This window comes from Sphingomonas sp. So64.6b (assembly GCF_014171475.1).
In the GTDB taxonomy this organism is placed as follows: domain Bacteria; phylum Pseudomonadota; class Alphaproteobacteria; order Sphingomonadales; family Sphingomonadaceae; genus Sphingomonas; species Sphingomonas alpina_A.
Window position 1 is genome coordinate 4,479,258 of sequence record NZ_CP048817.1, and the last position, 25,604, is coordinate 4,504,861.

Genomic DNA, 25,604 nt, shown 5'->3' on the forward strand with positions numbered 1-25,604 from the left:
ACGATGCCGGTCGCCTTTCTAAGCGACCACTTCGCCGGCGAAGGCGCGATCGATCGCGGCGATGTCGATCTTGCGCATCTTCATCATCGCATCCATCGCGCGCTTGGCCGCCGCCCGGTCCGGACTGGTCGTTGCATCCAGCAATGCGCGCGGGGTGATTTGCCAGGACAGACCGAACTTGTCCTTGCACCAGCCGCACATGCTTTCCTGACCGCCGCCATCGACGATTGCGTTCCAATAGCGGTCGGTCTCCTCCTGGTTGTCGGTAAGGATCAGGAAGGATACGGCTTCGTCGAACTTGAACATATCGCCGCCGTTCAGGCCGAGGAACTTCATGCCGAGCACCGTGAACTCGACCGTCAGCGCAGCGCCTTCCTTGCCGGAGGGATTGTCGCCCGGCGCGAGATTGATCGCATCGACGCTCGAATCGGGGAAAGTCGCGGCGTAGAATTCAGCAGCTTCCTGGGCATTGTGGTTGAACCACAGACATGGTGAGATCTTGTTCATCATCGTTCTCCTTGCTGGTCTCGCTTTATTGTCCCGGTCCAACGACACCGAACATCACGCCGTGCGGGTCACTGGCGACGATGATGCGATCGCCGCCGGGGACTTCCATCGGCCCGGCATGAACGGTGCCGCCACCGTCCTTCACCTTCTGCGCCGCGACTTCGATATCGGGCGCGCGGAAATAGAATTGCCAGGCGGGCGGCGGGCCGTCGGGCTGCCGGTTCATGGTCGCGCCGATGGTCTGGTCGCCGACCGCGACGAAGACATAATCGCCCATGCCGGGCATCTCCATCTTGTCGGGATAGGTCCAGCCGAACACCGTCGCATAAAAGGCGTTCGCCGCTTCCTGATCGGTTGTGGCGAGCTCGTTCCAGTTGCATTTGCCCATGCCCATCCGGTCATAGGCGGTGCTGCTTTGGTCGCTTGCGCCGCGCATGATGTAGAAGGGGATGCCCTGCGGATCGGCGACCATCGCGATGCGGCCGATATCGGGAATGTCCCAGGCGGGCATCAGCACGCTGCCGCCGGCCGCCTCGATCTTTTCGACCGAGGCATCGACATCATCGACGCCGATATAGAATAGCCAGGTCGGTTTGGCCCCGCCGGCGATCATTTCGGGTGTCAGGCGCAGCACGCCGCCGACCTGACCGCCGCCCGATTCCGCGCTGACATTGATCATGCGGTAATCCTGGCCGTCCGGCGGCGCGTCTCCAACCGTCCAGCCGATCACGGTGTCGTAGAATTTTTTCGACGCGTCGGGATCGGCGGTCATCAGTTCGTACCAGATCGGCGTACCTTCAGGGTTCGTCATTGTCTCTCTCCTGTCGAAATCGTTCGTTATGGAATCAGCGGTCGAGGATAGGGGCGAAGCCGCCATAGACCATGCGCTTGCCGTCGAACGGCATCTCCGCGTTGCCGTCGGGCTTCATGCGCGCATCTTCCATGACTTTGGCCATGCCAACGTCGCGTGTTTCCTTGGAAGGCCATTCGACCCAGGAGAAGATCACGTGCTCGTCGCCCCGGGCCTGCACCGCGCCCTTGAAGTCGGTGACCGTGCCATCGGGCACGTCATCGCCCCAAGCCTCGACCACGCGGGTCGCACCATGGTCGCGGAATACGGTCGACGCCTTGCTCGCCATGCCGCGATACGCGTCCTTTTTACCGGCCTCGACCGGCACGAGATAACCATCGACATAGCCGGTCGATCCACCCGGGCCGTCGTCGAGCAGCGGCTCGAACCCGCCATAGATCATACGCTTGCCGTCGAACGGCATCTCGCCCATTTCGGCCATGCGCGGGTCTTCCATCATCCGCGTCATGCCGTCCTGGTAGACCTCCTTGGAGGGCCATTCGAGCCAGCTGAACAGGACGGTTTCATCGGCCTTCGCCTTCACCGCGCGTTTGAAGTCGGTGACCGTGCCGTCGGGCACTTCGTCGCCCCAATTCTCGATCATGCGGGTCATGCCATAGTCACGGAACAGCGCGACCGACTTGGTGGCATGATCGAGATAGGCCTGCTTGTTCGCCGCAGGCACCGCAAGCACGAAACCTTGAATATAGCTCATCATCTCTCTCCTTGTTTTTTGGGAAAATGGTCTTGTGACCCGGGGGGTGATCGGGGGCGGTTCAGGCCGCCTCGCGTTCGTCGAAATCGGCCAGTTGTTCGGCCAGGGCTTGCTGAAATCCGGGCCTCGCTTCGCACCGCGCGAGGTAGGCGGCGAGATTGGCATGCTCGGCGACCAGCCCGGTGTGACGCAGATTGCGCAGCACCGAGGCCATGATCAGGTCGCCCACGGTGAAGCGACCTTCGAGATAATCCTGCTCGCCAAGCCAGTCCGACAGGCGGGACAGGCGCTCGCGCACTTTCCGCTCCGCCTCGGGCCGGCGCAGCGCCGCCCATTGCTCGCCGGCGTTGAAGACATCGATATTGACCAGTTCGAAGATCATCGGCTCGATGCTGTTGAGCGCCGCGATCACCCAGCAGGTCGCACGGGCTCGCCCGGCCGCGTCGGCGGGGAGCAGCGCGTCGCTGCGTTCGCCGATATGCAGCACGATCGCGCCGCTCTCGAACAGGCCGAGATCGCCTTCGACGAACACCGGCACCTGGCCAAAAGGCTGTTCGTGGAAATAGTCCGCCGGGCGCTGGGTGGTCGCGTCGAGCCGCCGTACCCGATAGGGGATCCCAGCTTTGGCCAGCGCCCAGCGCACCCGGATGTCGCGCACCAGGCCGCGCGCGAAGTCAGGCACCCAGCGAAATGCGGTGATTTCGATCGAGGGGGAAGTCATCATCCTGCTCCTTGGTTTTATGTTTTTTATGTGTTTTTCGAAGTCATTATGCGATCGGCAGCAGCGCCCGGACGCGCGGGTCGCGCAGCCACAGTCCGCCCCAGACGACCAGCCCGAGATAGACGCCGAACAGTGTGTTGCTGAACAACGGCATGCCGGCGCGAAGGTTCACCGCGACAGCGCCGCCGAGGAACGCGGTGATCAGCAGCGCGCCGAGAAAGGCGGTGCGCGGCCAGGCGTAAAGGACGACGCCGACCAGCAGGATCGACCCGATCGTGCGGTACAGGCCGGGATCGGGCGCAAGACCCAAAGGCGGACTGTTGTCGATCATCAGCTGTGGCGCGGCGAGTTTGAACGCCGCATCCAGGCCAAGCGCGAGGATCGCAAGCCCGCTCAGCACGCGGCCGGTCCAGAGAGTCTTGTTGTTTGTTGGGGAGGACATCGGGGTTCCTTTGCCGGTCAGGCGATCACGGGGGCGCCAGTCATCGCGCTGTGCACGAGGATGGCGATCACGGTGACGGCGAAGCCGCCGGCACCGGATATGAAGGGGACGAACTTACGCATGGTATGATCCTTTGCGGGGGTCCTTTGCGGTGCGCGGTCAGGCGGCGGTGTCGGCGAATGCCTCGGGGCCGGCGGCGGCGGCGGCGGGGTCCATCCACATCACTTCCCAGATATGGCCGTCAGGATCGGCGAAGCTGCGGCTGAACATGAAGCCGTAATCCTGAGACGGAGTCGCATCGGCAGAACCGCCCGCTGCGCCGGCCTTGTCGACCACCGCATTGACCGCTTCCTTGCTCGCCTGAGCGATGCAGATCAGCATCCCGACCGCGCTCTTCGCGTCGGCGATAGTGCGTCCGGGGATGAACGAGGCGAACTTCTCATGGCTGAGCAGCATCGCGTGGATCTGGTCGGAAAAGACGATGCACGACGCCGTCTCGTCGCTGAACATCGGATTCTTCGTCGCGCCGATCGATTCATAGAATGCGGTCGCCTTGGCCACGTCGCTGACGGGCAGGTTCACGAAGATCATGTTGGTCATGCTCATGGCGGTTCTCCTTTTTGGAAACGCTGAGTTGCGAATCACTGTTTGACGGTATTGCCCGCTTCAGTTATTAAAAGCAACTATGAAGTTAGAAAAAGTAACCGATTCGGCAAAAACGGCGGAAAAGCGTTGGTACGACGACGCTTGCGGTACGGCTTTGGCGATGGAACTGGTCGGCGAGCGCTGGTCCCTGTTGATCGTGCGCGAGCTTATGTTCGGTCCGCGACGCTTTGGTGAATTGCGCGCCGGCCTGCCCGGAATCAGCGCCAATGTGCTGACCCAGCGGCTCGAGGGCATGGAGGAGGCGGGGATTGTCGAACGCCAAAAACTGCCGCCGCCCGCCTCGGTGCAGGTCTATGGCCTGACTGAATGGGGTTATCAGAGCGAGGTCGCGATCAAGGAACTGGGCCGCTGGGCGGTGCGCTCGCCCGCGCATGATCCCACGCTGCCGCTCAGCGCGGCGTCGATCATGATGTCGTTCCGCACCATGTATGCGCCTGATCGTGCGGCCGGCCTGGCCGCGACGATCGGCTTCCGCTTCGGTACGGAGACATTCGTGGCGGAAATCGGCCCGGACGGCATCCCGATCCGGCGCATCGACCCATCGGGTGCCGATCTGATCCTGTCGACCACGCCGATGATGCTGGCGGCGATCGTCTATGGCGGCCTGCCGATCGCCGATGCGGAGGCAGGAGGCGTGCTGACGGTACAGGGCGATCGGACGCTGCTCGACCGGTTCGTGACACTGTTCCCGTTGCCGCCGAAAAATTCCCCGCCCCCCAAGGAGTGAAGACAATGGCAACCAAGCCGAACCGCATCGCGATCGAGAACGTCATTCGGCCGGGCAAGACATATAATGTCGACGCCGGTAAATTCGCCGCGATGCGCGACGCGGTGCTCGCCAGCTTGCCGACAAGCCCGCCGGGAATGACTGTGCCGGAACTGAAAGCCGAGGTCTTGCCGCGCCTGCCCGACTCGCTGTTCCCGGGCGGCGAGAAGGCCGGCTGGTGGATCAAGGCGGTCCAGCTCGATCAGGAAGCAAAGCGCGTGATTGCACGCGCGGATGGCTCGCCGGTGCGGCTCTATCGCCTTTAAGGTGGAGAAGTTGCTCCAGGACTGTTGAGTCGGACGCTTTCCTTGGCCTAAGGCGTTAGGCCAGACGTGAGGCAATAATGACCGACATTCCAAATACCCAGCCCGACAGCCGCGAAACGACGATCATGGAGGCGCCCGACAAGATGCTCAGCGTCCGCGACGCGTTCGGCATCGATTCGGACATGCAAGTCCCGGCGTTCAGCGAAGCGGACGAGCGCGTGCCCGATCTCGATCCGGCCTATGTGTTCGACGCCGACACCACGCTCGCGATCTGCGCGGGCTTCGCGCATAATCGCCGCGTGATGGTGCAGGGCTATCACGGCACCGGCAAATCGACTCATATCGAACAGGTCGCGGCGCGCCTGAAATGGCCGTGCATCCGCATCAACCTCGATGCGCATATCAGCCGCATCGATCTGGTCGGCCGCGACGCGATCGTGCTCAAGGACGGCAAGCAGATCACCGAATTCCGCGAAGGGCTGCTGCCCTGGGCGCTGCAGACGCCGACCGCTTTGGTGTTCGACGAATATGATGCCGGCCGCCCCGACGTGATGTTCGTGATCCAGCGCGTGCTGGAAACCGAAGGCAAGCTGACCCTGCTCGACCAGAACCGCGTGATCCGCCCCAACCCCTGGTTCCGCCTTTTCTCGACCGCCAACACGGTTGGCCTCGGCGACACCAGTGGGCTCTATCATGGCACGCAACAGATCAACCAGGGTCAGATGGACCGCTGGAACATCGTCGTCACGCTCAACTATCTGCCCGCCGCGGTCGAGGCGCAGATCGTGCTCGCCAAGTCGGGCGAGTATGACAAGCCCGAGGGCAAGAAGGCGGTCGAGGACATGGTTCGCGTCGCCGACCTGACCCGGCGCGGCTTCATCAACGGCGACATCTCGACCGTGATGAGCCCGCGCACCGTGATCACCTGGGCACAGAATGCGCTGATTTTCGGCGATGTCGGCTTCGCCTTCCGCCTGTCGTTCCTCAACAAGTGCGACGAGACCGAGCGCGCGCTGGTCGCGGAATATTATCAGCGCGTGTTCGGCAAGGACCTGCCGGAAAGCGTCGTCGGCAAGAGCTGACGGCCGGGCATGATGCCCGGGTCTCTCCGGTGGAGTAACGAAGCGATGACCGACCACAGGCGCCATTGGCGGTCGATCGTTACGCTCGCTGCAGTGCCGCTGCTGCTTGCCGCCGCGCCCGCCGACTACAAGATCGGCGCGCCGCCGCTGCGCCTGTTGCCGTCGCTGACCCCAGCGGGCGAGCAGAAGGTGCTGCCCGGCACGATCGTCGCGATGAGCGTACTCGGCCGGCCCGATTCGGCGATTCTCGTCACGCCGATCGCGCTCGACCAATCGGGCGAGAAGCGCGCGTTCGAACGCGGTTCGGTCGTCGCGGCGGCGAGCGTGCCGGGGCTGCCCGGCGATCCGCAGCGGGTCTTTTGCGAAGAAGGCAAGGAAGGCTCGATCGGCAAGCAGATGACCGGACAGATGCTATTCGGCCTGGTCGGCGCGCTGCGTCCGACCAAGCTCGACACGCGTTATTGCCTGATCGATGCCGATAGCGATTCCTGGTTCGACCACGCCTTTCTGGTCGGCGCCAAGGGCAAGAGCAAATTGCCCTTTGCCATTCCCAAGGCGGAATATGGCCTGATCGAAGGCCTGCCGCTCGGCGGGGAAAGCGTGGTCCGGCTGCGTTATGTCGGCAGCGGCGGCGAGAAAGGCAGCGTGTCGTTCGATCTCGAGGCGTCGGGCTTTGGCCGCATGCGTGCGCTACCCGGCGCGCGGCACACGCTGTCGACGGTGAAGCTGCCCGCGCACGACATCATTGCCGGCGCAGTGATCACCCTGCTTGCCTATGACGCGAAATCGGGCGAAGCGACGGTGATCATGAACCGCGATCTTGCGCCCGGACATATCGTCCTGCCAGAGCTGAGCCAATGACCACTGAAACGCCCCTCGACCAGTTCAAGGCCGTGCTTGGCGGCACCTCGCGTGCGCTTGCCGACGAGCCTGAGGTCGAGCTCGCCTTCACCGCTGACGCGCCGACTCAGTCGGGCAAGCATATCAAGGTGCCGATGCCGGCGCGCACACTGCCGGCCGATCAGGTGGCGGAGGCGCGCGGTTTCGCCGATGGTTTCGCGCTCCGGCTCAGGCATCACGACGCAGCATTGCACGCGAAGACCGCGCCAGGCGACGCGGTGGCGCGCGCGGTGTTCGATGCTGTTGAAGGCGCGCGGGTCGAGGCGCTTGGCGCACGCGGTTATGCCGGGATCGCCGCCAATCTGGCGACCGCTCTCGACATGAAATTGCGCGCCGATCCGATCACGCGCGCGCGCAATCGCGAAGAAGTGCCGCTGTCGACCGCGCTCGGCCTGATGGTGCGCGAACGGCTGACTGGCGCACATGCGCCTGCCGCGAGCGCGATGGGCATGGCGCTGATCCGCGACTGGATCGAGGACAAGGCGGGCCACGATCTCGATGCGCTGGCACTGGCGATCGACGACCAGCGCGCCTTTGCGACGCTGGCGACGCGGTTGCTCGAGGATCTCGAACTGATCGAGGGCGACATGATCCCCGACGACAGCGAGGAAGGCGGCAGCGACGACGAGGGCACCGAGGATCAGCAGTCCGACGAAGGCGACGAAGGCGAGAGCGAGGGCGAGGAAGGCCAGGGCGAGATCGAAGCGCGCGGCCAGGACCGCGATGCCGAATCGCAGGACGGCGAGTCGACCGAGCAGGGCGACGACCAATATGACGATATGGACGGCGAGCCCGGCGACGAGGGCGAGGAGGGTATGCTGCCGGTCCGCCCCAACCGGCCGCTGCACGATTTCGGCGCGCAGTTCGATTACAAGGCCTGGACCACTGCCTATGACGAGGTGATCGCCGCGACCGAGCTGTGCGACGCCGACGAACTGGCGCGGCTGCGGTCGTATCTCGATCAGCAGCTCGTCCATCTGCAGGGCGCGGTGACCAAACTCGCCAATCGGCTGCAGCGCCGCTTGATGGCGCAGCAGAATCGCTCTTGGGACTTCGACCAGGAAGAAGGGCTGCTCGACGCGGCGCGGCTCGCCCGCGTGGTGGTCAATCCGATGCAGTCGCTGAGCTACAAGATCGAGCGCGAGACCGATTTCCGCGATACGGTGGTCACGTTGCTGATCGACAATAGCGGCTCGATGCGCGGGCGGCCGATCTCGATCGCCGCGATCAGCGCGGACATCCTGGCGCGCACGCTCGAGCGCTGCGGCGTCAAGACCGAGATTCTCGGCTTCACCACCCGCGCCTGGAAGGGCGGGCAGGCGCGCGAAACCTGGCTTGCCGCCGGGCGGCCGCCGCAGCCGGGCCGGCTCAACGATATCCGCCACATCGTCTACAAGAAAGCCGATGAACCCTGGCGCCGCGCCAAGGCATCGCTCGGGCTGATGATGCGCGAGGGATTGCTCAAGGAGAATATCGACGGCGAGGCATTGCTCTGGGCGCATGGCCGGCTGATCGGTCGGCCCGAGGAGCGCAAGATCATGATGGTCATCTCGGACGGCGCGCCGGTCGACGATTCGACGCTCAGCGTCAATTCGGGCAGCTATCTCGAACGCCATCTGCGCCAGGTGATCGCCTGGATCGAGACCAAATCGCCGGTCGAGCTGGTCGCGATCGGCATCGGCCATGACGTGACGCGTTATTACCAGCGCGCGGTGACGATCATGGATGCCGAACAGCTCGGCGGCACCATCATCGAACAGCTCGCGGCGCTGTTCGATACCGAGTGAGGGGGCATCGACATCGCTAAATTCCTCCCCGGAACCGGGGAGGGGACCGCCCGCTTCTTCAGCGGGTGGTGGAGGGGCGCTCTCCACAAGCGTCGCGCTTGCGGCCCGGCCCCCTCCACCATTCGCCTTCGGCTCATGGTCCCCCTCCCTCGCTTCGCGAGGGAGCAATATAGGTGATCACCGCACCCCCAACCGGCTTTCAGGGTCCCATAAAACGCTCGGTCACCATCGCCGGTCACCAGACTTCAATCAGCCTTGAACCCGTCTTCTGGGCTGCGCTTGAGTCTGCGGCCGCCAGCCACGCTCTCCCACTCAATGCGCTGATCGCCGAGATCGACGCCTTGCGCATCATGGCGGATGACCCGCCCAATCTCGCAAGCGCGCTGCGAAGCTGGCTTTTCAATGTTTCTAGTGAGAATAGCTCTCAATAGCGTTGACAATGAGAGTGACTCGCAATAGCCGACCCCTGACTTTAAGGGGATTACCGTTATGCGCCGTCCGGGCACTGTTTCACGTCGCGCCGCTGTGCCTGCTTTTCTGGCTCTGTCGTGTGTCGGTGCGTTCGTCACCGCCCCGGCGATGGCCAAGGATGGCGCCGATGCCGCGCCCGCTGACGAAGCGGCCCTCGCGCAACGCCGCGACGACGATATTCTGGTCGAAGGCGAGCGGATCCGGCAGGACGCCAGTCCAAAGGATGTGGCGCCGATCATCGATACGCCGAAGTCGATAGTCCTGCTCGACAAGAGCGTGATCGAACAGACAGGGTCGGCCAATTTGCAAGACGCATTGCGCACGGTACCGGGCATCACCTTTGGCGCGGCCGAGGGCGGCAATCCGATCGGCGACCGGCCATTCATCCGTGGCTTCGACAGCCAGGGCAGCCTCTATGTCGATGGCGTGCGCGATCTCGCATCGCAGACCCGTGAGGTTTTCGCGATCGAGTCGATCCAGATCGTGCGCGGTTCGGATTCGACGCTGGGTGGCCGCGGCAGCGCCGGCGGGACGATAAACATCCTCTCCAAAACGCCGCAGCCGGGCAACTTCGGATCAGTCAATGCCAGCTACGGCAATGGCGACTACAAGCGCGTCACCGGCGATCTGAATGTGCAGATCAGCGATACCGTCGCGGCGCGGATTCAGGGGCTTTGGCACGATCAGAATGTCGTCGATCGCGACGCGATCTGGTCGAAGCGTTGGGGTTTTGCACCCAGCATCACGATCGGTCTCGGTACGCCGACCCGCCTGACCGCCAGCTATTATTATCTGGAAAGCCATGAACTGCCCGACAGCGGCATGCCGTTCCTGTATACCATCGCCAATGCGCCCGGCACCGGCAATATCTTTACCACCCCCGCGCTCGGCAACGTCATCACGGCGGGTGGCCAGACCGGTTATGTCGCTCGCTCCAACTTCTATGGGCTGGTCGATCGCGATTTCCGTGACAGCACGACCAACCAGGCGATGCTGCGGGTCGAACATGATTTCGGCAATGTCACGTTGCGCAACACCGCGCGCTACAGCCACAGCGAGCAATCCTATAATTTCCTGCTACCCGATGACAGCCAGGGCAATGTTTTCGGCACCGCCGCGATCAACCCGGCGCCCGCCACTCCGGGCGGCCTGCGCGGTGACATCCTGACCGGCGGCTATGTCTGGCGGCGCGGCAACACCCGCTACGGCTATTCGGAGAGTATCGTCGATCAGACCGATCTGAGCGGCACGTTCAAGACCGGCGGCATGGAACACAGCTTCGCGGTCGGCACCGAATTCTCCTGGGAAAAGACCCGGCGCGGGGCGCTCGTCTCGGCGAATGGCTCAACCGTCAGCCCGCGTTGTAATACCGCGACGATCGCGCGTTACTATTGCACCAGCCTGTTCAATCCCAACCCTTATGATCCATGGGTCAATTATTCGAGCGACACATCGGCGGTACAAACGCCGATTGTACGGGGCGCGCCCAATACTGAAACGCAGAACGATGCACAGACTCAGGCGATCTACGGCTTCGATTCAATCACGATCACCCCAGCGCTGATCCTGAATCTAGGCGCGCGCTACGACCGGTTCAAATCCACCGTGACGCTGCCCTTCACTGCCGGCACCTCCGCGCTTCGCCTGTCGCGCACAGACAAATTGTTCAACTGGCAGGCTGGCCTGGTGCTCAAGCCGACCAAGGAAACCAGCCTGTACGCCAGCTATGCGACGGCGGCGACACCGCCGAACACCCTGTTGGGCGAGGGCCGTGAGGACAATGCGCTGCCGACGACCAGTTCTGCTGTCAACCTGGCGATACTCGATGCACTTAAAGTCCAGAAGACCAAGACCTATGAGGTCGGTGCGAAAGGCAGCCTGTTCGGTGACAAGCTGGCGCTTGGCCTGGCGGTATTCCAGACCGACATCGACAATGCCCGGGTGCAGATCGATGCGACTACCGTCGGTTTCCTCGGCAAGACCCGCATCCGCGGCGTCGAACTGACCGCCAACGGCACCATACTTCCCGGCTGGACCATTTTCGGCGGCTATACCTATCTCGATCCGAAGATCATCGATGCCGGCTTTGCTGCGCTGACCGCGCCCGCCAATGGGCCGGCAGCGGCGAAAATCGTCTATGTCCCGTCGGTCAACACCGGCAAGCAAGTGCCGCAGACCGCGAAGAACAGCTTCACGCTCTCGACCAACTATCAGGCAACCAAGCGCTTCTCGTTCGGCGGCGGCGCATATTATATGGACCGGCAGATCGGCGGCTATGCCGACAATAGGGCTGCTACGCAGACGACCACCGGCGTGGTGACCGTCTCCTCGGCAACCAAGGTCCTGACGCGCGGCGTCCCGAGCTATTGGCGCTTCGATGCCCAGGCACGGTACAAGCTGACCGACAATGTCGAGATCGCCGTCAATGCTCAGAACCTGACCAACAAGACCTATTTCTCACAAACCTATACCTCGCACTATGCGGCGATCGCGCCTGGTCGTACGGTGTTCGGCACGGTGAGCTTGAAGTTCTAGGGATCGATATGGCGATAAATGGGCTGGATGAGCTCAATACGCTGACGCCCGATGATATCGCCGCGCGCCTCTCCGCCCCGCCGGAGGAGCGCGCGGTCTTTATGCGTCAGGCAGCCGAGGCGGGCGTGGCCGAAGCGCAGGCGGTTTATGGCCAGATGCTGCTCGATGGTGCGGGCGTCGCTGCCGACCCGCGCGCGGCGCTCGGCTGGTTCACCAAGGCGGCGGCCCAGCATCATGTGATGGGGCTCAACATGGTTGGGCGCTGCTACGATCTTGGCTGGGGCACCGCGCCGGACAAACGCCGCGCGGCGGAATGTTACCGTGTCGCGGCCGAACGGGGCCTCGACTGGGCGATGTATAATTACGCCACCCTGCTCGCGCTCGGCGATGGCGTGGCGGAGGACAAGGCGGCGGCGCTCGGCTGGCTGCAAAAGGCGGCGGCGATGGGCAATGCCAAGGCGATCAACTTTGTCGGCAGCTTCCATGAGGATGGCTGGGTGGTCGAACGCGATATGAGCGTCGCCGCCGATTGCTATGCCCGCGCGGCGGAAGGCGGCGATTTTCGCGGTCAGTTCAATCATGCGCGCCTGCTCGGTGAGGCCGGCCGGATCGACGAGGCGCTGGGCTGGCTCGGCCGGGTCGGAGAGACTGCGACGTCGGCCTTCATCGACAAGGCGGCGGCATGGCTCGCCGCTTCCGTCATACCGGGCTTTGCCACTCGCGGCGTCGCGGCATTGCGGAGCGGCGTAAAATGATGATCGCCATTCCCGATGTGTTGAGCGCCGAGCGCGTCGCCGAATTGCGGCTGTTGATCGACGCCGCCGACTGGATCGATGGCAATGCCACCTCAGGCGCGCAATCCGCGCTGGCCAAGCGCAATCAGCAATTGCCCGAGGACTCGGAGGCCGCGAAGCGCGCCGGCAATATCGTGCTCGATGCGCTCGCCGCATCGCCTTTGTTCGTCGCGGCCGCTCTCCCGCTCAAGGTCTTCCCGCCCTTGTTCAACCGCTATGCCGGCGGTCAGGAATTCGGCTTGCATGTCGACAATGCGATCCGCATCCGGCGCGGCAGCGATTTCCGCATTCGCAGCGACCTGTCGGCGACGCTCTTCCTCGAACCGCCAGAGGATTATGACGGCGGTGAGCTGGTGGTCGAAGACCAGTTCGGCGCGCAATCGGTCAAGCTGCCTGCCGGCCATATGCTGCTCTATCCCGCATCGAGCCTGCACAAGGTCGAGCCCGTCACGCGCGGCACGCGCACCGCGTCCTTCTTCTGGATCCAGTCGATGGTGCGCGACGATGGCGCCCGGCGCATCCTGTTCGACCTCGATCAGGCAGTGCAATCGGTCGCCGCCGCACAAGGGCAGGGCAATGCGGCGGTGATCCAGCTCACCGGCGTCTATCACAATCTGCTGCGCCGCTGGGCCGAGGCCTGAGCGGGCGATGATGCGCCTTGCCGGTTTCGCGATGGCGCTGATCGTGCTGTCGACCGGATCGGCCGTCACCGCTCAGTCGACCGATGCCTTTGCCGGTATCCCCAATATCAGCTTCACTTATTATGACGTGTCCGGCAGCACCGCCACTGCCCTGCGCACGTCGATCGACAAAGCCAGGCCGGCGGATCCGAAGAACGGCGACAGGTTCGATGCGCTGAGCAACTGGCGCTTGGCATGGGCCTGGAAGAGCGACGGCAAGACAAAATGCGACCTGAGCGCCGCCACGCTTACTTTCTCGGCAACCGTGCTGATGCCGCGGCTCGCTGCGCCCGACTCGCTCTCGCCCGAACTGCGCGCGCGCTGGGACCGTTATATCGCGGCGCTTGAAACGCATGAGGCAGGGCATGTCCGCCACGCCTATGATCATCACGGCGAAGTGCTGGCCGCGATCAAGAGCGCGACTTGCGAGACGGTCAGCAAAGCCGCCCAGGCGGCGATCGACAGGATCGACGAGTATAATATCGAATATGACCGCCAGACGCGTCACGGCGAAACGCAGGGCGCGGTCTTTCCCTGAGCTATTGGTGATCGCTCCCGGGGGCGGTATCCCCGCGCATTGGGGGCAATCCATTTCAACTGTCAGGTTGGTCGACGGCCTCGCATATCGCTGCAACAAGAGCATGCCTGAAATGAGCGATGTCCATCTGAACCCACTCGAACCCGGTCAACGCATCGTCATGCATGCCGGAGCGCTGGTGCCGGCGCTCGCGCTCGCTGCGGGCGGCCTGGCGGCGGGCTTTGCCGCGCGCAGCGAACTCGACCTGCCCGGCTGGCCATTCGCGCTTGCCCTCGGCCTGGTCGCGCTGTGGTCGCTGTTGATTGCGCCGCGCCGGCGCTGGGCCGCGTGGGGTTGGGCGCTGGAGGAGGATGAGCTCCATGTCGCGCATGGCGTCTGGACGATGGTACATACCGTCGTGCCGCTCGCCCGGGTCCAGCATATCGATGTGGCGCAGGGACCACTGGAGCGGACGCTCGGCCTTGCGCGTCTCGTTCTCCATACGGCCGGCACCGCGCATGCGACCGTCACGCTGCCGGGGGTGACCCGCGAGACCGCCGAGGGCCTGCGCGACAAGATCCGTGCTCATATCAAGGCCGAACAATGGTGAGTGAGGCCGGACTTGATGCCAAGCTTGATGGCGGTCCGAAGCGGCTCCATCCGGCAACCATGCTGGTATCGATCGCGCGCGGCGCACCATCGACGCTTCTCGGCTTGCCGGCGCTGCTCGCGGTGGTGGCGAAGATGGACCTTCTGCTGGTACTCGGGGCCGCCGCTGCCGTCTTTTTGAGTACGGCCGCGCTGCGCTGGGCTGCCTGGCGACGTTTCACCTACCGGTTGACCGACGATGCGGTGGTGATCGAAAGCGGCGTGCTGAGCCGCAATCGCCGGACCATCCCCTATGAGCGCATGGCGGATATCGGCATCGAACAACGTCCGCTGCAACGACTGTTCGGCCTGGCGACATTGACGCTGGAGACCGGCGGGTCGGGGCAGGATGAGGGCAAGCTAGACAGCGTCGCGATGGCCGAAGCCGAACGGCTGCGCGCCGTGCTGCATCGGCAGCGCGCGGGCGTTGCCGTGTCGCAAGCGCCGGAGCAGCAGGCCGACCTCGTTCCGGCTCCGATGTCTTCCGTCCTGTTCGCGATGGGGACCGGGCGCGTCCTGCTCTCCGGCCTGTTCAACTTTTCACTCGTGTGGATCGCGGTTGGACTGGGTGTGGTTCAGTTTCTCGCCCCTGCGCTTGGTGTCGATGATGAAACTTTCTGGCGCGCCGCCGCCGATCGCACCGGCAGAATTGGCGTGGCGCAGACCGGCTCCTGGGCTGCGACCATCGCGACCGGCGCGATGCTGGTCCTTGTCCTCGGCGTGATTGCGGGGCTGATCCGGACCACGTTGCGCGATTATGGCTTCTCCTTGTCCGACGATGGCGGACGCCTGCGCCGGTTACGCGGCCTGCTCACGCGTAGCGAAACGGTCATCGCGCTGCCCAGGCTTCAACTCGCTGCGATCGATTCGGGGCCGCTCCGGCGCTGGCTGGGCTGGCAGCGGTTGCGTGGGCAATTGCTCGGCGGAGAAGGCGCGACCGGTCGCCAGGATCTCGCACCGCTTGCCCGGGCCGATGAGGTCGATCGCTTACTGGACGCACTCCGGCTGCCCCGGATCGACCCGGCCGACATGACGCCCGTGTCCCACCGGCACGTCTGGCGCGCGGTGCTGCGCAGCATCGCATTGCCCGCCCTGGTGATTCTGGCGGCGACGCTGTGGAAAGCGCTAGCGCTGTTCGCCTTGCCGTTTCTCCTGCCGTTGCTTGCCGTCGCGCTGCTGCGCAGGAAGCACCACCGTTACGCGCTGAGCGGTGATTTGCTCCAGGTCCAGCGCGGTGTCGTCACGCGCACGACCTGGGTGGTGCCGATTGCGCGCATCCAGTCGATCACGCTGAGCCGCGGCTGGATCCAGCGCCGGCTCGGCCTGGCCAGTGTGCGTATCGACACTGCCGGTGCCGGCATCTTCACAGGACCCGATATTCACGACTTGAAAGAGCGTGCCGCAGCCGCGCTGGTTGCGGACCTGACCCCGCGTCTGGACATTCGGCGCTTGTCTCAACCTGCCCCGGAGCGCGACGCGAGCAGCGGTTGAGCGGCAACCCTCACGATCCCATGGCACGCCCGATCCGAACCAACGTGCCGCTGGGATCGCTCACCGCGAATTCATAAGTGCCCCATGGCTTGAGATGCGGCGTGCCCTTCTCGATGATCAGGTCGCGAACCCGGTCGGCGACCGCATCGACATCGTCGACATACAGATACAGACCGAAGGGATTGTCCTCGACCCTGGCCGGCCATCCCGCTGACCTGGTCAGGTGCAAATGCCAGCCCTTGCCGTCGGCAAGGATGCGATAATCGCCATAGTCGCTCTCCACCTGAAAACCGAGCTTGCGGTAAAAGGCTTCGCTGGCATCCAGATCGTCGCTCGGCACGATGGCGGTCGCCCGATGGGTCTCGGTCATTCTGTCCCTTCCTCAAGTCGTCCAATCGTATCCAAACCCTGCCTTCAGGACGTTGGCCATCCTGTTTCATGCGTCACCGTATCGCGACCGACAAGGACGGGCGGGACTCCGTTTCCGGACGATTGCGCCAAAAACTCCGGCTTGGCGCGGCCGATAGTCACTCAACGGCCGCGCGAATCGTGTATCCTGGGCGGATGAAGCAGGGATCCGATGACGAAGGGGATCGCGAGCGAGACCGACGGGTGCGGCGGACGCGGACGGCAATCGTCGGCGCCTTCACCCGCCTGCTCTTCACGCGTCGTTACGAAACGATCCGCACCGCACAGTTGATTGCCGAAGCCGATATCGGCCGTTCGACCTTTTACGAGCATTTCCGCAGCAAGGATGACGTGCTGGTCGCGGTCATCGATCCGATCTTCGAACCGTTGGCGGACGCCGCTGCGGGCCGCGGCAACATGGCGCGCCTGCGCTTGATGCTCGATCATATGTGGCAACAGCGCGCACTGGGCCGGGTGATCTTCGATCCCGGCCGTTTGCCCAGGCTGCAGCGCAAGCTCGCCGCGATGATCGACGAGCGTTTGGACGGGGGTATATTGGACGGGGGTATATCGGCCCACGTGCCGCACGCATTGATCGCGACCGCGGCGGCGGCCGGGCAATTGGCGATGCTGCGCATGTGGCTGGCGGGGGAGGTCGCCTGTCCGGTCGCAACGCTGGCGCAACACCTGATGAACGATTTCTTGGTCGTGATACCGCGATCGGCGTCGCTCATGCCGGTGACCTGACCGGCGGCGCGCGGCTCGATTCAGATCGCTCTCTGACATATGTCATATGTGCTGTCCGGCGGAGGCGCCCTGTGTCGCGGTAAAGCCCTTCCGACCACCCTTTGAATCAGCTGACTCGCAACCGGACAGACCATGACTTCCGCACCGCACTTTCCCGATATTCCCGTAAGCGCGCATAAAATTCCCGTTACGCCGGACCGATTTTCCCGCAGTTTTTCCCGTGGATCCCGTGAAACGCTCAAAAAAGCTTTTACGCGCAGAACTTCCCGCAGCTGCGGGAAATTGGCGGCCGGTCGCTCTCCACCAAAGGTGCTGCGGCTTCGAACGGGTTATCCCACTGATTCAATCCCGCCGGTCCAACTGCTAGCACCGCCCCAACGGCACCTCACTCATCGCCGTCCCGCTCTTTCACATGACCATCAAACAACGCGCCGCGCCGCCGTCGAGCCGGTCCTGGTCGTCGATCCGTTCTAGTCGAGCATCGCTTCGAACATCGGTGAGAAGAATTCCTGGTGGCCGCCACCGCCGTTCGTCACGATCCGCGCCGCAAGGCCTTCGCGCGTCGCCAGCGCGATCCCCGCTTCCGGGCCGAGCACGGTCAGCGCGGTCGCCCAGGCGTCGGCCATCATGCATTCGGCATGGACGACACTCGCCGATACCACATTATTGACCACGGGCCGGCGCGTACGCGGGTCGATGCTATGGGCATAACGTCTGCCCTCGGCATCGAAGAAGCGGCGATAATCGCCCGAGGTGGCGACCGCGATGTCATGCAATGCAACGCGCAGCGGCGCGAGCCGCGCGCCCGGCGGGGCTTCGAGATCGACCCACCAGGGCTGGCCATCGGGCTTCACGCCTTCACCGCGCAGTTCGCCGCCAATCTCGACCAGGAAGTCGCGCGCGTCGATCGAGCGCAATGCGCGGACCAGCACATCGACGCCAAAGCCCTTGGCGATGCCCGACAGGTCGATCCGGACTCCGGCGGTGCGACGCACGCGATTGCCCTGCCGCTCGATCGCCGGCCAGCCGGACGCCGCCTGATCCAGCGCGCTTGCAGCGGGTGGCGAGGCATGGCGTCCAGCGGGGCCGAAGCCCCATAGATCGACCAGCATGCCGGCGGCGGGATCGAACGCGCCGCCGCTCGTGCGGGCGATCGCCAGCCCGGCATCGAGAACATAGGCGAGATCGGCGCGCAGGCTCTGCCATGTGCCGACCGGTGCGGTGTTGATGCGCGAGAGCAGCGAGCCCGGCTCCCAATCGCTCATCTCGGCGATAACGCCGCGCAACGCGTCTTCGATTGCCGTCTTCAGTTCGCCCGGCGGATGCGACGAGACGATCCGCGCCGACCAGGTCGTGCCCATCGTCTCGCCCGACAGCGCGACGACCGTGGCATGCGGATCGCGCCGCCGAAACGCATCGACCGACACGTCCGGGATTGCGATCCGGGGCTCAAAGCCGGCGTTCGATCGAGGCGCGTAGATGTTCAGGGGTGAAGGACCTCAAGCACGGCGGTGTAGCTCATGCGCTTTTCCGCATTGGGAATGGCGACGCTCGGCACGGTCGTGGTGGCGTTGATCCAGTACATACCCGCCACCGGCCAGCTGATCGCGACCTGACCCTGCGCATCGGTGGTGAAGGTCTTTTCATCGACCGATCCGCGATAGCGGCTGCCGCCGGCGATCACCGTGACGACGAGCTTGGCGGCCGGCTTGCCGTCAGCGGTGAATTTGAACGTCGCCGGTTCGCCCGTGACCAAGTCGTTGGGATGAGTCACCGGGATCAGCTCGAGCCCGACACCGGTCGGTTTCAATGCCGTTTCGGTGGGCGCGCCGGCAGTGACGAACACCTCGTTCCGATTGGCCGTCTCGCTCAGCTTGACGTCGGTCGCGCCGGCCGGGATCGCGGTCGCGAGCTGATCCGGCTTGGTCCCGCGCGGCAGGCGCTGTTCCTTGCCGTCGACCTTGAAGCTGCCCATCACGCCGCCATTCTGCACGACCAGCTTATAGGTGCCCTTCTGCACCATGTGCAGGTCGAAGGTCGCGCGATACTGGCCGATATTGACATGCTCGACCTTGCCCGGCGTGCCGTCGGGCTGAACCACTGCCGGTTCGACGCGGAGCGGCTGATGGTCGGGGAAGAACAAATCGTTCGACGCGGCGGCATCGAAGGTGATCCAGTCGTCATCGCCTGAGACGATCGTGGTCGATGGCAGCACCCACAGGCGGTGCGCTTGCAGCGGTGCGGCGATCGCAGCGGTGCCGAGGGCGGCGGCGAGCAGTTTTGCGCGGAGCGATGTCATGGTCGAAAATCCCCTGTTGAATCTTATCGCTTGAAGGTGGCGGACACGGCGCCGAGTTCGGTCGTGCCGGTGCCCTTGGCGGTCTGGCTGGGCTTGGGCGGCCAGGCGAAGGGCAGGCGAACAGTCTCGCGCCCGCCGACTTCGCGCGCGGCCTCGACCACCAGCGTGTACTGGCCCGGCTTGAGCGCGCCGAGCCTGGCGGCATTGAAGCTCAGTTTCTGGACGCCGGGCGCGCGCGTCGCGCCAGAGGTGCCGTCGCTGACATATTTGCCGGAACGACCCGAGGCGCGCCACCAGCTGCGCACTTCGTTGAGCCATTTGCGGCCCTCATTCTTGGCCTTGGCAACGTCGTACCATACCGACAATGTCCTGGCGGGCGTCCCCGGCGCTTCGATCCACACCGCGACATAAGGCTTGTGATATTCGGCGACCGACAAACGCGGCACGGTAATCGAGAGTTCGACCGACTGTGCCGCGACCGGGCCGGTGGCAAGCAGGCCGGCCGCGGTACCGGTCAGGATGATGTGGTGGCGAAGCTGCATGGATTGCTCCCTAATGAATGAAGATGACGGCGATGAGCGCCGGAATGGCGAAACCGAGCGCGACCAGCGGCCATGTGATCGGGCGCTTGGCGGCGTGAAGTTGCAGCAGGATCAGCCCGGTCAGGGCAAAGATCAGGCAGGCAAAGGCGAACACATCGATGAACCATTTCCACGCCGTGCCTGAGTTGCGGCTCTTGTGGAGATCGTTGAGATAGGAAACCCAGCCGCGATCGGTGAATTCCGACGTCACCGCGCCGGTTGTCCGCGTGATCGTCACCCATCCATCGCCTCCGGGGCGGGGCAGCGGCAGATAGACTTCATCGGCCGACCATTCCGCGTCACCACCCGCACCGACCGCGAAATTCTGCTCGACCCAGCGCGCGACCGGGGCGGGCAGCGGCTTCTTGGTATCGGGGGCGTCGTTCGGGGCGATCTGTGGCAGCAACGGCGCGGGAAGCTGGGCGGCGCGTTCGCTCACCACCGGCTTGGCCTCGATATCGGCGGCATGGTTGAGCGTGAAACCGGTGATCGCGAACAGCAACAGCCCGATCAGGCTGACGGCCGAACTGATCCAGTGCCAGGTATGCAGCTGTTTAAGCCAGAAGGTCTTGCGCCGTGGCTTCTGCCGCGCGGCCGGGCTGGTCATTGGTAGAGGCGCATCCCGACTCGTGTCTTGAGAATGAGTCGCGATAACGCGAACGATTCGCAATTGCAAATGCCGGGTCGCGAATAGGCAAAGTAACCGCGTAGTTTTGCGTAATTTCACCGACAACGGCGCGCGCTACACAGTCCGTGAAGGATGGTTGATGCAATATTCGAAAATCGCGATCGACGTGCCGTGCCTCGCTGGCGCCGAGCTCCGCCGGGACACGCCGTTAAACGGATTCCTGATCGCAATCCCGCTCGGACTGATGATCTGGGCGATCATCGCGCTCCTGTGGTTCGCCTTGCGATAGTGCGCTGTCCCCTGACGGGTGCTGGGACCTAACGTCCCAGCAGCACCCGCGCCTGCCCGGCGATCTGCGCCAGCATCGCCGCATTCGGCGCCGGCGCGTTCCTCGCGCGATCGACCACCGCCTTGAACTGCGCCACGCGCTGCGCATTGGCCGTCAGCCAGCTCTCGACCAGCGCTTGCGGGTCGCGCTCGCTGCGTCCGAGAAAGTCGAGCCGCAACTGCTGGAAGTCGCGTGCCAGACCGGCGATCAGCAGCCGTTCCCAAGGGTCGCTCGGGCTGATCCGCGCGGCGTTGGTCTGCGCCCAGTCGAGGCCGAGCGCCTGGCCAAGCCGGGTAAAGGCATGAGTCAGCACCGTCTCGTCGAGCTTGAGCCGGTTGCCGAGATCGGCCAGGCCGACCGCGCCGTCCAGTTCGAACAGCCGCACGACCTTCTGCACCAGCTTCCGTGGCGCGCCGGCTTCTTCGAGCCGGCCCGCGATCCGAGCACTCTGCGCATTGGCTTCGTCGCGGAGCAGCGACTTGTGCTGCTTGTCGAGTTGCCCGATGCCCTTGGCGATCCGCGCAAGCACCTCGCCAGGCCCGGTGCCGGGATGAGTGATGCGCAGCAGGTCGGCGATCTGTGCCCGCGTCGCGACCGCCACTTCGTCGAACAGGGCAATGCGCGCGATCTCGGGCATGACCGCGGTCTCGATCTCCTTCCACAGCGCGGGCAAGTCGAACAGCCGCTCCGCGACGACGAACATCGCCGCGATGTCGCTCATCGCAGCGCCTTCCTCCTCGGCCAGCTCGAACGGATAGAGCACGCCCATGCGGTTGATGATGCGGTTGGCGAGCTTGGTCGCGACGATCTCGCCGCGCAGCCGGTGGCTGTCGATCGCCGCGCCGAACTTCTTGCGCATCGCCGCCGGGAAGGCGGCATGAAGATCGGGCGCGAGTTCGGGATCGGTACCGAGATTGCCGTTCTCGATCGCATCCTGAAGCGCGAGCTTGGCGGTGGCGAGCAGCACCGCGAGCTCGGGCCGGGTCAGGCCATGATGCTCCTGCACACGGCGCAGCAGCTCGTCGTTCGACGCCAGCCCCTCGACCGCGCGGTCGAGCCGGCCATCCGCCTCGAAGATCTCGATCACGCGGACATAGGAGGGCAGCGCCTGCGCACCATCCTGCTCCATCACCGACAGTGCGAGCGTCTGCAGCCGGTTATCCTCAAGCACGAGATGCGCGACATCGTCGGTCATGCTGGCGAGCAGCACATTGCGCTTCTCGTAAGCGAGACGGCCCTCGATCATCTCGCGGTTAAGCGCGATCTTGATATTGACCTCGTTATCCGAACAATCGACCCCGGCCGAATTGTCGATAAAGTCGGTGTTGATCCGTCCGCCGCGTGCGGCAAAGGCGATCCGTCCGGCCTGCGTCACGCCGAGATTGGCGCCCTCGCCGATCGCGGTCGCGCGGATATCCTCGGCATTGACGCGTAGCCGGTCATTGGCCGGATCGCCGACCTGGATATTGTTTTCGTACGCCGCCTTCACATAAGTGCCGATGCCGCCGAACCAGATCAGGTCGACCGGGCTTTTCAGGATTTCCGAGATCAGTGCCGCCGGCTCGATCTCGTCCTTATTGAGGTCGAGCGCGGTGCGGATTTGCTTCGACAGCTTGATCGTCTTGTCGGTGCGCGGATAGACGCCGCCGCCCTTGGAAATCAGCTTGGCGTCGTAATCCGCCCAGCTCGACCGCGGCAGCGCGAACATGCGGTTGCGCTCTTCCCAGCTCAACGCCGGATCGGGATCGGGGTCGAGGAAGATGTGGCGATGGTCGAACGCGGCGAGGATTTTCAGCGTCTTCGATAGCAACATGCCGTTGCCGAACACGTCGCCCGACATGTCGCCGCAGCCGACCACGCTGATCGATTCGTTTTGCACATCGACGCCGCGCTCGGCGAAATGGCGCTGCACCGAGAGCCATGCGCCCTTGGCGGTGATGCCCATCGCCTTGTGATCGTAGCCGACCGATCCGCCGCTGGCGAATGCATCGCCGAGCCAGAAATCATGTTCGAGCGCGATCGCATTGGCGACATCGGAGAAGGTCGCGGTGCCCTTGTCGGCGGCGACCACGAAATAGGGATCGTCGCCGTCATGGATCACGACCGATTTCGGATGCACGATCTGGTTATCGACGATGTTGTCGGTGATCGACAGCAGCGAACGGATGAACACGCGGTAGCTTTCGGTACCCTCGGCGAGCCAGGCGTCGCGGTTCGCGGCGATCGGCAGCTGCTTGGGATAGAAGCCGCCCTTCGCGCCGGTCGGCACGATCACCGCATTCTTGACGCGCTGCGCCTTCATCAGGCCGAGGATCTCGGTGCGGAAATCGTCGCGCCGATCGGACCAGCGCAAGCCGCCGCGCGCGACCGGGCCGGCGCGCAGGTGGATGCCTTCCACGCGTGGGCTATAGACCCAGATCTCGCGCCACGGCACCGGCGCGGGCAGGCCCGGGACAAGATGACTGTCGAGCTTGAAGGCCAGCGCGACTTTCCCTGCGGCTGCGAAGGCGTTGGTGCGCAGCGTCGCGGCGATCACGCTTTGCAACGCGCGCAGGATGCGGTCGTCGTCGATCGCCGACACGGCATCTAGTCCGCGTTCGATCGCGCCATCCGCCGCCTCAATCGCGGCTGCAGCCTTGGCGGTGCGCGCCGGATCATGCGCGGCGGCGAAGCGATCGATCAGCGCGGCGGCGACTTTCGGCGCGCGGCGCAGCGCATCGACCACGGTGACCAGGCCATAGGTCATGCCGGCCTGGCGCAGGTAACGGAACCAGGCGCGGAACAGCACGACCGCGCCGGGGGCCATGCCGGCATCGACGATCAGGCGGTTGAACGCGTCATTCTCCGCCTTGCCCTCAAGCACCGCGGCGATCGCGTTTTCGAGGATCGCGGGGTCGGTGCCGAACGCGTCGCGTGCCGACTGGGCACCCATCTCGATCAGGAAATCGTGCACGAACGCCTGACCTTCATCGGCCAGCGCGGTCGGCACTTCCTCGATTACGCGGAAACCGAAATTCTCCAGCACCGGCACCGCGTCCGACAAGGCAAGCGCGCCGCCAAGGCGGTAGATTTTGAGCCGCGCACCACGTTCGTCGCGATAGAGCCGGACCGAACGGTCGCTGGGCGTCTCCAGTCGCGAAAGGCGGACGATGTCGCGCGCCGCCTCTTCCGGCGGGTTGGCGGCGCGATACCCTTGCGGGAAGCAATTGGCATAGCGCAGCGCCATGCGCGCGGCACGTGCCGGCTCGACGCTGTCGGGCGATGCGCTGTCCGACAATGCGGCCTCGATCGCCGGCACCCAGCCGCGCACCATGCGGCCGAGCCGTGCGTCGAGCGGTGCGGCATCGGGCATCTTGCCTTCGCCGCGCAAGTCGAGCGTGAAGCGCATCATCGCGACCACGCCATCCTCCAGCGCGATCGACCAGTTGAGCAGATTGGCATTGGCCGCCTCGGCCAGCATGTCGCCGATCGCGACGCGCCGCGCGGTAGTGAGGTCGTCGCGTGGCAGCCACACGAACGCGAACAGATGCCGGCCAAGCGTCGAGCGCACCAGCACCAGCTTGGGCCGCGGCCGGTCGGCCAGCGACATCGCGGTCAGTGCCAGTTCCTCGAGCTGTTCGGTGTCGAACGCGGTGACCAGATCATGCGGCAGCGCGGCGAGCGCATGAGTCAGCGCCTTGCCGGTATGGCCGCGCGGATCGAAACCGAATTTCGCCTCCAGCGCGGCAAGCCGCGTACGCAGCACCGGCACTTCCTGCGGCGGCGCACCAAGCGCCGCGCTGGTCCACAGTCCGGCATGGATCGACAGGCCGACGACCTTCTTGCCCGCCTTCACCGGCACCAGCACCAGGTCGAGCGGCACATGGCGGTGCACGCCCGAGATCAGGTTGGATTTGAGCAGCAGCGGCGCTTCACCGCCCTTCTCGAACCATTTGACCGCGAGCAGGCGCGAAGCATCGGCCAGGATCGGCACGTCGTGCGCGTGACGGCTGAGCCCGAGCTGCGCATCGCGCTTGCCGTCGCTGTGCCAGGTCTCATGGCCGAGCAGCGTCATGTTGCCGTCGAGGAACCATTGCAGCAGCGCCGCGCCTTCACTTTGCCCGAGCTGCGCGATATCGCCGGAGAGCGCATTCTGCAGCGCCGGCCAGTCGGCGACCGCCGAGCGCACGTCGCGCAGATTGCGTTCGAGCGCGGTCATCAATTCGCGACGCTCGCGCGCGTCGGCGCGCTCCATCTCGATATAGATCATCGATTCGGGGCTGCCATCTTCGGCGACCTTGCCCAGCACACCGCCGGCGCCGCGCGTCACGCGCATGACGGGATGGATGATTCGGTCGATGACGATGTTGTGTGCGCCGATCGTCGCGGCGATCGAATCGACCAGAAAGGGCATGTCGTCATTGACGATGGCGAGCCGCATGCGGCGGCGCGGGTCGGTGCCGGCCATCGCCTCGAGCGACAGGACCGGAACGCCGGGTGCACGGGTCTCTGCGGTCGCCGCCATGAACTCGGCGGCGGCGGCGCGTTCGGCTTTGCCGAACCCCTGAAGTTCGCCCGGAAGCGCGCCTTTGGTCAGCCGGACGGCGAGCGCATCCGACAGCGATTTGAGCATAGTCTTGGCCATGAGGCGACCTATGCGCCGGTCGCGTTTCGACCTCAACCCTTGTGGCACTGCACAATCGCCATGCGGTGATGGCACCCCCTTAAATCCTCCCTCGCGCAGCGGGGGAGGGGGACCATTTGCTCCTTCAGCAAATGGTGGAGGGGGCCTGGCC

The 25,604-nt window shown here is 64.6% G+C and carries 26 protein-coding genes and 1 pseudogene; 14 read left to right on the forward strand and 13 right to left on the reverse strand.

Translation table 11 applies throughout. The annotated features are described in order from the left end of the window. Positions 1–18: 18 nt before the first annotated feature. From G4G27_RS21540 to G4G27_RS21565, 7 genes and pseudogenes are all read right to left on the reverse strand, one after another. Positions 19–507 (reverse strand): VOC family protein, encoded by a 489-nt coding sequence (locus G4G27_RS21540; RefSeq protein ID WP_345940659.1) that lies wholly within the window; start codon positions 505–507, stop codon positions 19–21. Between the two features lie 25 nt (positions 508–532). Beyond that, positions 533–1,318 carry a VOC family protein gene (locus G4G27_RS21545; protein WP_183110525.1) on the reverse strand — a complete coding sequence of 262 codons (786 nt, stop codon included), beginning with the start codon at positions 1,316–1,318 and terminating at the stop codon, positions 533–535. Between the two features lie 34 nt (positions 1,319–1,352). Further along, positions 1,353–1,685, reverse strand: coding sequence for a DUF1428 domain-containing protein (locus G4G27_RS24260; protein WP_244624739.1), 333 nt, complete (start codon positions 1,683–1,685; stop codon positions 1,353–1,355). Between the two features lie 42 nt (positions 1,686–1,727). Continuing rightward, positions 1,728–2,072, reverse strand: a pseudogene (locus tag G4G27_RS24265) (DUF1428 domain-containing protein); the annotation flags it as partial. Between the two features lie 61 nt (positions 2,073–2,133). Continuing rightward, the gene (locus tag G4G27_RS21555) at positions 2,134–2,793 is read right to left on the reverse strand and encodes a glutathione S-transferase family protein (protein ID WP_244624454.1); all 660 of its coding nucleotides are present in this window, start codon (positions 2,791–2,793) and stop codon (positions 2,134–2,136) included. A gap of 46 nt (positions 2,794–2,839) precedes the next feature. Continuing rightward, on the reverse strand, positions 2,840–3,235 hold the full coding sequence (locus tag G4G27_RS21560) for a DoxX family protein (RefSeq protein ID WP_183110528.1): 396 nt from the start codon (positions 3,233–3,235) through the stop codon (positions 2,840–2,842). Between the two features lie 159 nt (positions 3,236–3,394). Beyond that, entirely contained in the window at positions 3,395–3,835 is a 441-nt protein-coding gene (locus tag G4G27_RS21565) for a VOC family protein (protein ID WP_183113953.1), read from the reverse strand. Between the two features lie 85 nt (positions 3,836–3,920). Here G4G27_RS21565 and G4G27_RS21570 point away from each other — a divergent pair, with 85 nt between their 5' ends. The 12 genes from G4G27_RS21570 (at position 3,921) to G4G27_RS21625 (ending at position 15,838) form a co-directional block, all read left to right on the forward strand. Further along, entirely contained in the window at positions 3,921–4,628 is a 708-nt protein-coding gene (locus G4G27_RS21570; protein ID WP_183110529.1) for a winged helix-turn-helix transcriptional regulator, read from the forward strand. Between the two features lie 5 nt (positions 4,629–4,633). Beyond that, positions 4,634–4,933: a hypothetical protein gene (locus G4G27_RS21575; RefSeq protein ID WP_183110530.1), complete on the forward strand. Its 300-nt coding sequence runs from the start codon at positions 4,634–4,636 to the stop codon at positions 4,931–4,933. Between the two features lie 77 nt (positions 4,934–5,010). Continuing rightward, positions 5,011–6,015, forward strand: a complete 1,005-nt coding sequence (cobS, locus tag G4G27_RS21580) for a cobaltochelatase subunit CobS (protein WP_183110531.1) — start codon at positions 5,011–5,013, stop codon at positions 6,013–6,015. Between the two features lie 45 nt (positions 6,016–6,060). After that, positions 6,061–6,876: a hypothetical protein gene (locus G4G27_RS21585; RefSeq protein WP_183110532.1), complete on the forward strand. Its 816-nt coding sequence runs from the start codon at positions 6,061–6,063 to the stop codon at positions 6,874–6,876. Further along, entirely contained in the window at positions 6,873–8,702 is a 1,830-nt protein-coding gene (gene cobT / locus G4G27_RS21590) for a cobaltochelatase subunit CobT (protein WP_183110533.1), read from the forward strand. Before G4G27_RS21585 ends, cobT begins: the two co-directional genes overlap by 4 nt. 173 nt (positions 8,703–8,875) lie before the next feature. After that, a complete protein-coding gene (locus G4G27_RS21595; protein ID WP_183110534.1) occupies positions 8,876–9,133 on the forward strand; it encodes a ribbon-helix-helix domain-containing protein in 258 nt (85 codons plus the stop codon). 58 nt (positions 9,134–9,191) lie between these two features. Beyond that, complete coding sequence (locus tag G4G27_RS21600; RefSeq protein ID WP_183110535.1) at positions 9,192–11,708, forward strand: TonB-dependent receptor; 2,517 nt, start codon at positions 9,192–9,194, stop codon at positions 11,706–11,708. An 8-nt stretch (positions 11,709–11,716) separates the two neighbouring features. Beyond that, entirely contained in the window at positions 11,717–12,463 is a 747-nt protein-coding gene (locus G4G27_RS21605) for a tetratricopeptide repeat protein (RefSeq protein ID WP_183110536.1), read from the forward strand. After that, positions 12,460–13,143 carry a Fe2+-dependent dioxygenase gene (locus G4G27_RS21610; protein WP_183110537.1) on the forward strand — a complete coding sequence of 228 codons (684 nt, stop codon included), beginning with the start codon at positions 12,460–12,462 and terminating at the stop codon, positions 13,141–13,143. Before G4G27_RS21605 ends, G4G27_RS21610 begins: the two co-directional genes overlap by 4 nt. A 7-nt stretch (positions 13,144–13,150) precedes the next feature. Further along, complete coding sequence (locus G4G27_RS21615; protein ID WP_183110538.1) at positions 13,151–13,720, forward strand: DUF922 domain-containing protein; 570 nt, start codon at positions 13,151–13,153, stop codon at positions 13,718–13,720. 112 nt (positions 13,721–13,832) lie between these two features. Next, positions 13,833–14,309 carry a PH domain-containing protein gene (locus G4G27_RS21620; RefSeq protein WP_183110539.1) on the forward strand — a complete coding sequence of 159 codons (477 nt, stop codon included), beginning with the start codon at positions 13,833–13,835 and terminating at the stop codon, positions 14,307–14,309. Beyond that, positions 14,306–15,838 carry a PH domain-containing protein gene (locus G4G27_RS21625; RefSeq protein ID WP_183110540.1) on the forward strand — a complete coding sequence of 511 codons (1,533 nt, stop codon included), beginning with the start codon at positions 14,306–14,308 and terminating at the stop codon, positions 15,836–15,838. Before G4G27_RS21620 ends, G4G27_RS21625 begins: the two co-directional genes overlap by 4 nt. Before the next feature lie 10 nt (positions 15,839–15,848). Here G4G27_RS21625 and G4G27_RS21630 read toward each other — a convergent pair whose 3' ends face one another. Next, positions 15,849–16,208 carry a VOC family protein gene (locus G4G27_RS21630; RefSeq protein ID WP_183110541.1) on the reverse strand — a complete coding sequence of 120 codons (360 nt, stop codon included), beginning with the start codon at positions 16,206–16,208 and terminating at the stop codon, positions 15,849–15,851. 242 nt (positions 16,209–16,450) lie between these two features. On the opposite strand from G4G27_RS21630, the gene G4G27_RS21635 reads away from it, so the two are divergent. After that, positions 16,451–16,993, forward strand: a complete 543-nt coding sequence (locus tag G4G27_RS21635; protein WP_183110542.1) for a TetR/AcrR family transcriptional regulator — start codon at positions 16,451–16,453, stop codon at positions 16,991–16,993. 470 nt (positions 16,994–17,463) lie between these two features. Here the strand turns inward: G4G27_RS21635 and G4G27_RS21640 are convergent, their stop codons facing one another. The 4 genes from G4G27_RS21640 to G4G27_RS21655 are packed head-to-tail and all read right to left on the reverse strand — an operon-like array spanning position 17,464 to position 20,480. Next, entirely contained in the window at positions 17,464–18,420 is a 957-nt protein-coding gene (locus G4G27_RS21640) for an FAD:protein FMN transferase (protein WP_244624455.1), read from the reverse strand. A 56-nt stretch (positions 18,421–18,476) separates the two neighbouring features. After that, a complete protein-coding gene (locus tag G4G27_RS21645) occupies positions 18,477–19,292 on the reverse strand; it encodes a DUF4198 domain-containing protein (protein WP_183110543.1) in 816 nt (271 codons plus the stop codon). 23 nt (positions 19,293–19,315) lie between these two features. Further along, positions 19,316–19,834: a DUF2271 domain-containing protein gene (locus G4G27_RS21650; RefSeq protein WP_183110544.1), complete on the reverse strand. Its 519-nt coding sequence runs from the start codon at positions 19,832–19,834 to the stop codon at positions 19,316–19,318. A gap of 10 nt (positions 19,835–19,844) precedes the next feature. Next, positions 19,845–20,480 (reverse strand): PepSY-associated TM helix domain-containing protein, encoded by a 636-nt coding sequence (locus G4G27_RS21655; protein ID WP_183110545.1) that lies wholly within the window; start codon positions 20,478–20,480, stop codon positions 19,845–19,847. A 160-nt stretch (positions 20,481–20,640) separates the two neighbouring features. On the opposite strand from G4G27_RS21655, the gene G4G27_RS21660 reads away from it, so the two are divergent. Further along, positions 20,641–20,790, forward strand: a complete 150-nt coding sequence (locus tag G4G27_RS21660) for a hypothetical protein (RefSeq protein ID WP_183110546.1) — start codon at positions 20,641–20,643, stop codon at positions 20,788–20,790. Between the two features lie 28 nt (positions 20,791–20,818). Here the strand turns inward: G4G27_RS21660 and G4G27_RS21665 are convergent, their stop codons facing one another. Further along, positions 20,819–25,453 (reverse strand): NAD-glutamate dehydrogenase domain-containing protein, encoded by a 4,635-nt coding sequence (locus G4G27_RS21665; RefSeq protein ID WP_183110547.1) that lies wholly within the window; start codon positions 25,451–25,453, stop codon positions 20,819–20,821. Between the last annotated feature and the right edge of the window lie 151 nt (positions 25,454–25,604).

Excerpts from the sequence above, each read along its gene's own strand:
- G4G27_RS21540 (WP_345940659.1), bottom strand. The coding sequence starts at position 507 with ATGAACAAGATCTCACCATGTCTGTGGTTCAACCACAATGCCCAGGAA.
- G4G27_RS21545 (WP_183110525.1), bottom strand. The coding sequence starts at position 1,318 with ATGACGAACCCTGAAGGTACGCCGATCTGGTACGAACTGATGACCGCC.
- G4G27_RS21555 (WP_244624454.1), bottom strand. The coding sequence starts at position 2,793 with ATGACTTCCCCCTCGATCGAAATCACCGCATTTCGCTGGGTGCCTGAC.
- G4G27_RS21560 (WP_183110528.1), bottom strand. The coding sequence starts at position 3,235 with ATGTCCTCCCCAACAAACAACAAGACTCTCTGGACCGGCCGCGTGCTG.
- G4G27_RS21565 (WP_183113953.1), bottom strand. The coding sequence starts at position 3,835 with ATGACCAACATGATCTTCGTGAACCTGCCCGTCAGCGACGTGGCCAAG.
- G4G27_RS21570 (WP_183110529.1), top strand. The coding sequence starts at position 3,921 with ATGAAGTTAGAAAAAGTAACCGATTCGGCAAAAACGGCGGAAAAGCGT.
- G4G27_RS21575 (WP_183110530.1), top strand. The coding sequence starts at position 4,634 with ATGGCAACCAAGCCGAACCGCATCGCGATCGAGAACGTCATTCGGCCG.
- cobS (WP_183110531.1), top strand. The coding sequence starts at position 5,011 with ATGACCGACATTCCAAATACCCAGCCCGACAGCCGCGAAACGACGATC.
- G4G27_RS21585 (WP_183110532.1), top strand. The coding sequence starts at position 6,061 with ATGACCGACCACAGGCGCCATTGGCGGTCGATCGTTACGCTCGCTGCA.
- cobT (WP_183110533.1), top strand. The coding sequence starts at position 6,873 with ATGACCACTGAAACGCCCCTCGACCAGTTCAAGGCCGTGCTTGGCGGC.
- G4G27_RS21600 (WP_183110535.1), top strand. The coding sequence starts at position 9,192 with ATGCGCCGTCCGGGCACTGTTTCACGTCGCGCCGCTGTGCCTGCTTTT.
- G4G27_RS21605 (WP_183110536.1), top strand. The coding sequence starts at position 11,717 with ATGGCGATAAATGGGCTGGATGAGCTCAATACGCTGACGCCCGATGAT.
- G4G27_RS21610 (WP_183110537.1), top strand. The coding sequence starts at position 12,460 with ATGATGATCGCCATTCCCGATGTGTTGAGCGCCGAGCGCGTCGCCGAA.
- G4G27_RS21615 (WP_183110538.1), top strand. The coding sequence starts at position 13,151 with ATGATGCGCCTTGCCGGTTTCGCGATGGCGCTGATCGTGCTGTCGACC.
- G4G27_RS21620 (WP_183110539.1), top strand. The coding sequence starts at position 13,833 with ATGAGCGATGTCCATCTGAACCCACTCGAACCCGGTCAACGCATCGTC.
- G4G27_RS21630 (WP_183110541.1), bottom strand. The coding sequence starts at position 16,208 with ATGACCGAGACCCATCGGGCGACCGCCATCGTGCCGAGCGACGATCTG.
- G4G27_RS21645 (WP_183110543.1), bottom strand. The coding sequence starts at position 19,292 with ATGACATCGCTCCGCGCAAAACTGCTCGCCGCCGCCCTCGGCACCGCT.
- G4G27_RS21650 (WP_183110544.1), bottom strand. The coding sequence starts at position 19,834 with ATGCAGCTTCGCCACCACATCATCCTGACCGGTACCGCGGCCGGCCTG.
- G4G27_RS21655 (WP_183110545.1), bottom strand. The coding sequence starts at position 20,480 with ATGACCAGCCCGGCCGCGCGGCAGAAGCCACGGCGCAAGACCTTCTGG.
- G4G27_RS21660 (WP_183110546.1), top strand. The coding sequence starts at position 20,641 with ATGCAATATTCGAAAATCGCGATCGACGTGCCGTGCCTCGCTGGCGCC.
- G4G27_RS21665 (WP_183110547.1), bottom strand. The coding sequence starts at position 25,453 with ATGGCCAAGACTATGCTCAAATCGCTGTCGGATGCGCTCGCCGTCCGG.